This is a genomic window from Limosilactobacillus equigenerosi DSM 18793 = JCM 14505 (genome assembly GCF_001311375.1).
GTDB classification, from domain to species: domain Bacteria; phylum Bacillota; class Bacilli; order Lactobacillales; family Lactobacillaceae; genus Limosilactobacillus; species Limosilactobacillus equigenerosi.
In genome coordinates this window covers 300256-309303 of the sequence record NZ_BBAS01000001.1, presented here as the reverse complement: position 1 = coordinate 309303, position 9048 = coordinate 300256, and the positions used below count along the sequence as shown (strand labels likewise).

At 42.5% G+C, this 9048-nt stretch carries 6 protein-coding genes, 5 pseudogenes and 1 other annotated feature; of the genes and pseudogenes, 6 read left to right on the top strand and 5 right to left on the bottom strand.

All coding sequences use genetic code 11. The features are described 5' to 3' along the window. From JCM14505_RS01530 to dltD (JCM14505_RS10260), 5 genes and pseudogenes are all read left to right on the top strand, one after another. On the top strand, positions 1 to 974 hold a 974-nt coding region (locus tag JCM14505_RS01530; RefSeq protein ID WP_156249809.1), incomplete at its 5' end, for an AMP-binding protein. Then, a pseudogene (gene dltB, locus JCM14505_RS01525) lies at positions 971 to 2195 on the top strand (D-alanyl-lipoteichoic acid biosynthesis protein DltB). The gene JCM14505_RS01530 and the pseudogene dltB, both read left to right, overlap by 4 nt. Before the next feature lie 20 nt (positions 2196 to 2215). Then, positions 2216 to 2449 carry a D-alanine--poly(phosphoribitol) ligase subunit DltC gene (gene dltC, locus JCM14505_RS01520; RefSeq protein WP_054652392.1) on the top strand — a complete coding sequence of 78 codons (234 nt, stop codon included), beginning with the start codon at positions 2216 to 2218 and terminating at the stop codon, positions 2447 to 2449. A 33-nt stretch (positions 2450 to 2482) separates the two neighbouring features. Beyond that, positions 2483 to 3138: pseudogene (gene dltD / locus JCM14505_RS10265) on the top strand (D-alanyl-lipoteichoic acid biosynthesis protein DltD). A 19-nt stretch (positions 3139 to 3157) separates the two neighbouring features. Then, a pseudogene (dltD, locus tag JCM14505_RS10260) lies at positions 3158 to 3741 on the top strand (D-alanyl-lipoteichoic acid biosynthesis protein DltD). 39 nt (positions 3742 to 3780) lie between these two features. Here the strand turns inward: dltD (JCM14505_RS10260) and JCM14505_RS01510 are convergent. The 4 genes and pseudogenes from JCM14505_RS01510 to JCM14505_RS01495 all read right to left on the bottom strand — a co-directional run bounded on the left by JCM14505_RS01510 (position 3781) and on the right by JCM14505_RS01495 (position 7588). After that, positions 3781 to 4936 (bottom strand): annotated as a pseudogene (locus JCM14505_RS01510) (ArgE/DapE family deacylase). 27 nt (positions 4937 to 4963) lie between these two features. Then, positions 4964 to 5663, bottom strand: a pseudogene (locus tag JCM14505_RS01505) (methionine ABC transporter permease). Then, entirely contained in the window at positions 5656 to 6720 is a 1065-nt protein-coding gene (locus JCM14505_RS01500; protein ID WP_054652376.1) for a methionine ABC transporter ATP-binding protein, read from the bottom strand. The pseudogene JCM14505_RS01505 and the gene JCM14505_RS01500 overlap by 8 nt, the downstream one beginning before the upstream one ends. Positions 6721 to 6742: 22 nt before the next feature. Beyond that, positions 6743 to 7588, bottom strand: a complete 846-nt coding sequence (locus tag JCM14505_RS01495) for a MetQ/NlpA family ABC transporter substrate-binding protein (RefSeq protein WP_054652374.1) — start codon at positions 7586 to 7588, stop codon at positions 6743 to 6745. A 59-nt stretch (positions 7589 to 7647) separates the two neighbouring features. Continuing rightward, positions 7648 to 7884 (bottom strand) — a binding site (T-box leader). Between the two features lie 155 nt (positions 7885 to 8039). On the opposite strand from JCM14505_RS01495, the gene JCM14505_RS01490 reads away from it, so the two are divergent. Beyond that, positions 8040 to 8417, top strand: coding sequence for a hypothetical protein (locus JCM14505_RS01490; protein WP_054652372.1), 378 nt, complete (start codon positions 8040 to 8042; stop codon positions 8415 to 8417). Between the two features lie 46 nt (positions 8418 to 8463). Here JCM14505_RS01490 and pyrR read toward each other — a convergent pair whose 3' ends face one another. Then, positions 8464 to 8994 (bottom strand): bifunctional pyr operon transcriptional regulator/uracil phosphoribosyltransferase PyrR, encoded by a 531-nt coding sequence (gene pyrR / locus JCM14505_RS01485; protein ID WP_054652370.1) that lies wholly within the window; start codon positions 8992 to 8994, stop codon positions 8464 to 8466. Positions 8995 to 9048 lie beyond the last annotated feature (54 nt).

Below are 9048 nucleotides of genomic sequence, written 5' to 3'. Positions count from 1 at the left end.
CCCACCAAACATTCTTAGGTCAACCACCTTACTCCTTTGATTTATCTGGGATGTTTTGGTTACCAGCCCTTTTATCAGCCGGGACAATTAAAGCCATCCCAAGTGCTGTCGTCCAAAACTTCGGTCAACTCTTTCAAGTTGTCCCCAATTTAGACCTCAACGTCTTTGTATCAACCCCATCATTTGCCGACATGTTAATGCTCAGTCCAGAATTTAATACTGAACATATGCCTGGTCTTAATTATTTCTTATTCTGTGGGGAAGAATTAACGGTTAGCACCGCCAAACGGTTGCAGGAACGTTTCCCAACCGCACACATTTTCAATACTTATGGTCCAACCGAAGCCACGGTGGCCGTAACTAGTATTGAAATTTCCCAGGAAATGATTGAGACCTTAAAACGCCTACCAGTTGGTAAAGTTAAGGCTCATACGACCACAAGTATCTGGGATGACGATCAAATGCTCACCGAACCTAACCAACAAGGGGAAATCATCATTGCCGGTGATAGTGTCGCCAAGGGATATTTAAACAACCCCGAAAAGACCGCCCAAAATTTCTTTGAACTAAATGGGCAACGTGCTTATCGGACTGGTGATGCTGGGATGATTGATGAAAATGGCCTGCATTACGTCTTAGGTCGGATGGATTTCCAAATTAAACTCCATGGATTCCGGATTGAATTAGACGAAGTTCGGAGTAGCTTAGAAACTAGCCCGCTCATTAAACAAGCCGTCGCCGTACCAAAATATGACCAAGACCACAAGGTTAAGCAATTAATTGCCTACATTATCCCTGAAGCCTCCGTCACGAGTGAAGGAACGGACTTTGCCAAGGAAATGCGTCAAAGCTTAACCGGGAACATCATGGATTACATGATGCCGAACCAATTCATTAAAGTTAGTGAATTTCCAATGTCACCAAATGGTAAGATTGCGATCAAACAAATGATTGCGGAGGCTAATCAATCATGATAAATTGGCTCCAATCCTTACCAACCTACTCGGCTTATGGCTCACCGAGCTACTTTATTTACTTACTAATCGCCCTCATTCCATTAATGATCGGTCTTTACTTTGGTAAACGGTTCAGTTGGTATGAATTCCTGATTAGCTTTGGGTTTATTTTTGTCATGTTCACTGGCGCTAATATTCCTCAAGGGGTGTCCTTAATTGGTTACTTAGTTTACGAAACCCTCTTAGTCATGAGCTACTTTAAATACCGCCAAATCAAGAATCAGACTAGTGTCTTCTACGGCGCCGTCTTCTTGTCAATTTTACCCTTAGTAATTGTAAAATTAACCCCCGCAATGGTTGGTCATAGTTCGTTATTAGGGTTTATGGGGATTAGTTACCTGACCTTCCGGGCTACCGGGACGATTATTGAAACCCGGGACGGGATGATTAAAGAACTTAAATGGTGGGAATTGATCCGCTTTATGAGTTTCATGCCCACCATTACTTCCGGGCCAATTGATCGTTACCGGCGGTTTGCTAAAGATTATCAAACTGTCCCCAGTCGCGAAGAATATTTAACCATGATTAATCAAGCTTTGTATTACCTCTTCTTAGGATTCTTATACAAATTTGTGATTACCTACTTCTTCGCCGTTAAATGGCAACCAGCGATGGAACGCTTAGCGATGATGCACGCGCCCCACTTTAGTTGGCCAGTTGTCGGCGTTGCTTACATGTATACCGGCAACTTATTCTTCGATTTTGCCGGTTACTCATTATTCGCCGTCGGGATTAGTTATTTAATGGGAGTTAAAAACGCCGATGAACTTCAAGCGGCCATTTGCCTCCCCTAACATTAAAGAATTCTGGAATCGGTGGCATATTACCTTATCATTCTGGTTCCGGGACTTTATTTTCATGCGCTTTGTCTTCTTAGCCACCAAGAAACGCTGGTTTAATAATCGCAATGCCCTTTCATCGACAGCTTATATGCTAAATATGATGATTATGGGTTTTTGGCATGGGATTACATGGTATTATATTCTATATGGCTTCTTGCATGGTTTGGCCCTCGTGGTTAATGATGCTTGGCTCCGCTTTAAGCGAAAACATTGGCCAAAGCATAAACCAAATTGGTTCACCAATGCCATTGCCATTTTCATTACTTTTAATTTTGTGGTCTTTACCTTCTTAATTTTCTCAAGTTTCTTAGACCAATTCTTTTTCCATCATCAATAACATTTTAGGAGGACTTAATGATGACTGAACAAATTCAAACGATGTTAGCTGAAGCTGCTGGTCGCGATGCGGCTGATTTTGCTGATTACGACCAAAATATTTTTGACGCGGGGTTGATTGACTCAATGGCCACCGTCCAATTCTTATTTGCTTTACAAGATGAATTTAACATTCAAGTTCCTGTTTCCGGCTTTGAACGTGACGAATGGAGTACCGTGAACCTAATCGCTGAACGGGTAAAGGAATTACAATAATGAAATCAACCACCAAACAATTATGGCTGGTTTTTGGGCCCCTGCTACTTGCCATTGTGTTATGCGGGGCCTTTTTTTGCATATCCGTGGTCTGGTCATCGAAGTCCGGCCATTATTCAAAAAGCAGCCGTTTCATTAAATAATAATGTCTTCAAAAATCAAAACATTAAAACCCAAGCTTTTGAGCAACGGAATCCTAAATACATTCCGGTCTTTGGATCCAGCGAATTAAGCCGGATGGATAAATATCATCCAGCTACCCTCGCCAATAAATACCATAATTATCGCCTCTTCCTCTTCGGTTCTCGGGGAACGCAATCATTACCCCAATTATTTAATTTAGCCACAATGGAACCCCAAATGAAGCATCGTAAGGCTGTGATGATTATTTCCCCCAATGGTTTGTCAAACCCGGGATTGAACGCAACGCCTTTACGTATTACACCGGCACGTATAGTGATATCTACTGGCTATTAGCCGCTAATCCGCAATCAAAGTATGATCAATATACCGCTCAACGCTTAATTCAATTAACTAATCCAACTGGAACTTTGGGGAGCGGTGCCGAGCGAATTGCCCAAGGGAAAGCTTTGTCAACTTGGCAACGAAGCGTGTTAACCATCGAAAAGCGCTTCTTAGCCAACCAAGATAGAATTTTTTTCCGGCCACTTTTTAACGCCGCGCTATGAAAACCGAATCAAACCCGGGATGGAAGCTTTACCAATTACGTATAACTACGATCAATTAAAGCACCAAGCCGCCATTGATAAGTCCCGAGCTTCCACTAACAACCAGTTAGGTGTAGTAAACAGTTTTTATAACCGGCAAATTAAGGGGCACTTAAAAGAATCACGGGGCTCACAAAAACATTTTAGTTACTTACAATCACCTGAATATGGTGATTTAGAAGTCGTTTTAAATCAGTTTGCCAAATTACATATGGATGTCTTATTTGTAATTACCCCTGTCAATGAAAAGTGGGAACAACAAACCGGTTTAAACATGTCCATGTATTACCAAACAGTTAATAAGATTAAATACCAACTTCAACAACAAGGCTTTAACAACATCGTTGATTACTCCATAAGGGGAATGATCCATCATTTATGAATGATACCATTCACCTTGGCTGGGTTGGTTGGGTTGACCTTGATCAAAAGATTAATACGTTTGTTAATCAAACAATCCCAACGCCGACATATCGGATGAATGATCAATTCTTAACGCCTACGTGGGCCAATTTAATTCCAACTTCGCAACATTTAACTAACTTTACAAATCGCCTTCATTAAAAAAAAAACAGCTTAGCTCGGTTGGGCTAAGCTGTTTTATTATGCAAAGAAACTTTGAATTGCCGTTTTATAACCATTAATCGTCGCGGTAAAACTTGATAACGTGGTATATTCATCGACCATATGCGAAATCTCCCAATTATCAGCCCCCACCACAATTACTGGTAACTGCCGATTAGCTTTCACAAATACACTCGCATCCGTCGCCCCATTAATGACTGCTAAATGTGGTTGGGTATGCATTGGATAAGCTTGGTAGGCTGTTTGAAACGCCGTGAGCGTCTTTTGGACAAATCCGCTCGCCGGATCACTCGCCACCGGATAGAAACTATGAATAACCTCTAACTTCAAATTAGTGCCCGGCTGCTGGTTTAAGCGCTCAATTACGCGCTGCAAGGAAGCAATCACTTGTTCATTATCGAACTTGGCGTTGGGCGAATATTGCCACGTAATTCGGCCACATCCGGTAACGTATTGATTTGTTCCCCAGCCTTTAAAATTGTAACACTATGTTTAACTGTCCCTAAGGCAGGGTGCACTGGCGCATTATCAAATAACGTTCGCTCCGCCACCGCAAAATCAATTAAACCATCAACGGCATTAATTCCATCCGCTGGTCGGGAACTGTGGACGCTTTGCCATGACTAATAATGCGATAGTTTAAACTACCGGAATGGGCATACACGACATTACCACTCGTTGGTTCACCAACATACAAAGCCGCTAAATCATCCGCATAGCCAGCTGCTAACAACCGATTAGCTCCCGGCGTCCCATATTCCTCTCCGGCAGTTAACATCCAGCGCAATTTTCCGGGCAATCTAACCCCAGCGGTCACTAATTCAATAATTGCAATCGCCTGGGCGGCGACACCACTCTTCATATCCGCTGCCCCACGACCATACAACCGATCACCAACAATCGTCGCCGCAAATGGCGGATACGTCCAGGTTGTTTCATCTTCAACCGCTACGGTATCTAAATGCCCGGTCAGACCTAAAATTTGGTCCGCTTTTCCTTCACCAAGTTCCAAAATTAAATTAGCCCGCGTCTCATCAAAACGATCCACGGTGGCTTTAAGCCCATACTGAGCCAACAACTTTTGTAAATACTCAGCAACCGCTAATTCATTCCCGTTGACTGAATTAATGCGGACTAAATCTTGTAATATTTTAATCCGTTGCGCTGTTTCCATGCTAACCGTCGCCTCTTTTCAACTTGTTTAGCGTTTTTGGTGATTTAAGGATTTCGCTAACCAGTCACCAACTAATTGAATAATCAACACAAATAATAAAACTAATAATGTTGCCATTAACGTCACATCATTGTTAAAACGGTTGTACCCGTATGCAATCGCCGTGTTCCCAAGGCCACCAGCCCCAATGGCCCCGGCCATGGCCGTTAAACTAACTAAACTAATTAACGTCACCGTTGAAACCCGGGCAATTTCTGACCGAGCTTCCTTTAAGTAAACGTGAACAATAATATCCCAGTTAGTAGCTCCCAAGGCTTGGGCCGCTTCAACTTTCCCAGGGTTAACACTTTCTAAGGCCACTTGAATTTGCCGCGCATAAAATGGCGCTACCCCAACGGACAATGGCACTAATGCCGCCGTCATCCCAATTTGTCCCCACTAACAATTGCGTAAAGGGAGCAATGAAGGCTAATAAAATGATAAATGGAATTGCCCGGAAAACTGACACAATCTTATCACAAATACTAAATAAGATACTGTTTTCTAAAATCCCGCCCGGCTTCGTAACAACGAGCAAGACCCCAAAAATCAAACCAATGACGCCACCGAAAACGGCTGGCCATAACGTCATATAAACCGTTTGCCAAATGGCTGTCCCCCAACCACTATCACCCGTCCAACCGAGTGAGCTAACATTTGGGAACCACGTATTTAATAAATTAGTCATGCCAAATGCCTCCTTCATCAATTTCTGTTACTTCAATCCCTTGATCTTTTAAGTATGTAACTGAAGCTGCATGTTGCTCTGTGGTCCCCTTAATAATTACAAACAAGGTTCCCACTGGTTCATTACCTAAAACTTCTACGTTTCCGTACAACATTGAAACATCAACCCCGACTTCTTTATACAGGGCTTGAATCACTGATTCACTGACGTTCTTGGAACTAAAGACTAATTGGTAAAGCCGTTCTTCATCAGATAAGTGTTCTAAGTCATAAGCCTTTAACGTATCCATAGCGGCTAACGAACCACCCACAAATTGGCGGGTTAATTCTTGTTGTGGTCGCAAGTAAATTTCACGTAAGGAGCCTTGTTCAATTACGACCCCATGTTCCATCACCGCAATCTTGTTAGCGACCCGCTTCACGGCTTCCATTTCATGCGTAATCAAGACAATCGTCACCGCCAGCTTTTCATTTAAGTCTTTTAATAAGTCTAAAATTTGGTTTGTCGTTTGAGGATCAAGCGCTGACGTGGCTTCATCTGAAATCAAAATATCGGGATCGTTAGCCAAGGCCCGCGCAATCGCCACCCGTTGCTTTTCCCCCCCGGATAATTGGACCGGATAACTTTGCGCTTTGTCGCCTAACCCAACTAAATCTAATAAGTTTTGGGCCTTCTTTAACGCAGCTTCTTCGTCTAAATCGCTATGCTTCAACGCAAACGTTACGTTTTCAATCACCGTCGTTTCATCTAACAAGTTAAAGTGTTGGAAAATCATCCCAATTTTCCGCCGCTTTTCTTGTAATTCCTTATTCGAAACGACTTGCTGATCACCATCAAACAGCACCGTCCCGTTAATTTCAACGCGACCACTCGTTGGTGGTTGTAATAAGTTAATCGTCCGAACTAAGGTTGATTTACCGGCCCCAGAATAACCAACGACCCCATACACGTCACCTTTTTCCACGTGCAATGAAACATCTTGGACTGCTTTGACCGTGGTATCTTTACCAGTTTTAAACGTCACATTAATGTGATCTAATGCAATAATATCTGCCATGGGCGAACTCCTTTCTTATGGGTTACTTCAATTTTAAGTCCCACGCCGTCTTTTCTGTATCACCGTAGTACTTGTTGTATAAGTCCTTAACCGCTTTCGTTTGGTAAGCCTTCACAACATCCTTGTAAGCTTTGTTGTTGGCTTGATCCTTCTTAGCCACGATGATGTTAATCCATTGGGCTGAATCCTTATTGACTGGTTCCGTGTAGATAACATCCTTCGTGCTTAACTTCGCTGCATTAGCATACGTGTTGTTAACTACCGCAGCATCCACGTCATTTAACGTCCGTGCTGTTTGGGAAGCATCCATTTCCTTAATCTTTAAGTTCTTCTTATTATCCTTAATGTCAGCCACCGTTGCTAACTTGCCCGTCCCCTTCTTGAACGTAATTAAACCGGCATTCTTAAGAACATAGAGGGCCCGCGAACCGTTCGTAGCATCATTAGGGATGGCAATAGTGGCCCCGTCTGGTAATTCATTTAATGCGTGATACTTAGCTGAGAATAACCGAATTGGGGCAATGACGGTCTTCCCAATGGCAACTAAGTGACCATGATTAGCTTGATTCCATTCATCTAAGAAGGCTTGGTGTTGGAAGGCATTTAAATCAACATCGCCATTTTCCAACGCCTTGTTAGGTTGGTTATAATCGCTAAATTGCTTCGTCTTCACCGTCACGCCATATTTATCCTTGGCGTCCTTGGCCACTTGTTTCCATATTGCTGTATCAGCCTTTGAGCTATCAACCACCCCAACGGTCACGGTCTTTGATTCCGCCGCTGACTTATGGAAGAAACTAAAGTATCCCCCCACTAAAACTACCAACACAACTAAAATTCCAATTAAACGATTCCGTTTCTTATGCATTTTTCTGATCCTCCTGCATGCTTTGATTCGAATAAAAAACGTCCTTTTATCAATCTTGATAAAAGGACGTTTCCACGTGTTACCACCTTTAAATTCGTTAAAGTCTCACAACTTTAACCTCATTAGGTGACTCCATCGAATCACCTTGCGGAAATAACGAGCGCAACCCCGTCACTGACTGAACCATTCGCCAGTGCCACTCCAAGCCCATCTTCACCATCTTAACGGATTTCCTTGCACCTCCCGGAAACTCTCTTAACCGCGCCAATTGCTACTCTGCTTTTCGATACGTTTATTCGAACAATATTAATATAATCTTAATTATAATCTAATTTTTCCTAACGTCAACTATTTCACCTGAAAATTTTTAATCCCCTTAGTTAATTATTAGGTCTCTTCCGTGGTTTATGATAAGATATGTTTTAGTATTTCGATGAAAGTGAGGCTACAAATGCAAAATCCATTTGGTCAAAATTCATGGCAAAACCTGCCCGTGCCTCCGCAATATGCGGTGGTTAAAAATGACGCGAATGAAATCCGGATTGCTAAAGTTGGTATTTCCTGGACCTCATTAATTTTTGGTTGCTTCCCAGCTTTATTTCGCGGTGATTGGTACCATTTCTTATTCTTCTTATTCTTACAAGCTGACTACGAATTATTCGCCTTAATCTTCCATTTCCCAACTTGGGCAATTATTCCGTTTGCTTCATTAGTCTTTACGTTTGGCTACAACTACTTATACTTCCGCCGGCTCTTTAGTCGGGGATTTGTTCCTGCTGATGAACGCTCCAAACAACTCTTAACCAAGGCTCGTTACTGGCGCAGCTAATTAAAAATAACCACTCTTTGAAACTTTCAAGGAGTGGTTATTTTTTTTAATCTAAACTAATGCCTTCATGCCCATCGACTTCTTCAACGGCCACGTGGACCGTTTCATTCATCGCGGTTGGGATATTCTTACCGACAAAATCAGGCCGAATTGGTAATTCACGGTGGCCCCGATCAACTAGCACCGCTAAGGAAATCCGCTTAGGCCGCCCATAATCCATTAACGCATCTAAAGCCGCCCGGACCGTCCGACCAGTAAACAACACATCATCAACTAAAATTACATGTTGATCATCAATTGACGTCTCAATTTGAATACTATTAACGGCCGCCGTTTGATCCCGATCAACGGTATGCCGATCATCTCGATACAACTCAATATCTAATTCACCAACCGGAATTTGCACCCCTTCAAGTTGCTTAATCCGGTTCGCTAAGCGTTGAGCTAAATAAATTCCCCGCGTTTTAATCCCCACAAAAACTAAATTATCGACCCCTTTGTTTTGTTCGATAATTTCATACGTAATCCGGGTCAATGCGCGTTGCATACTTGATCCGTCAATGATTTCATGTCCCACGATGTCGTTCCTCCTCAGCTCACTTGTAAGTCTTTGTCTTATATCGTACTAGAG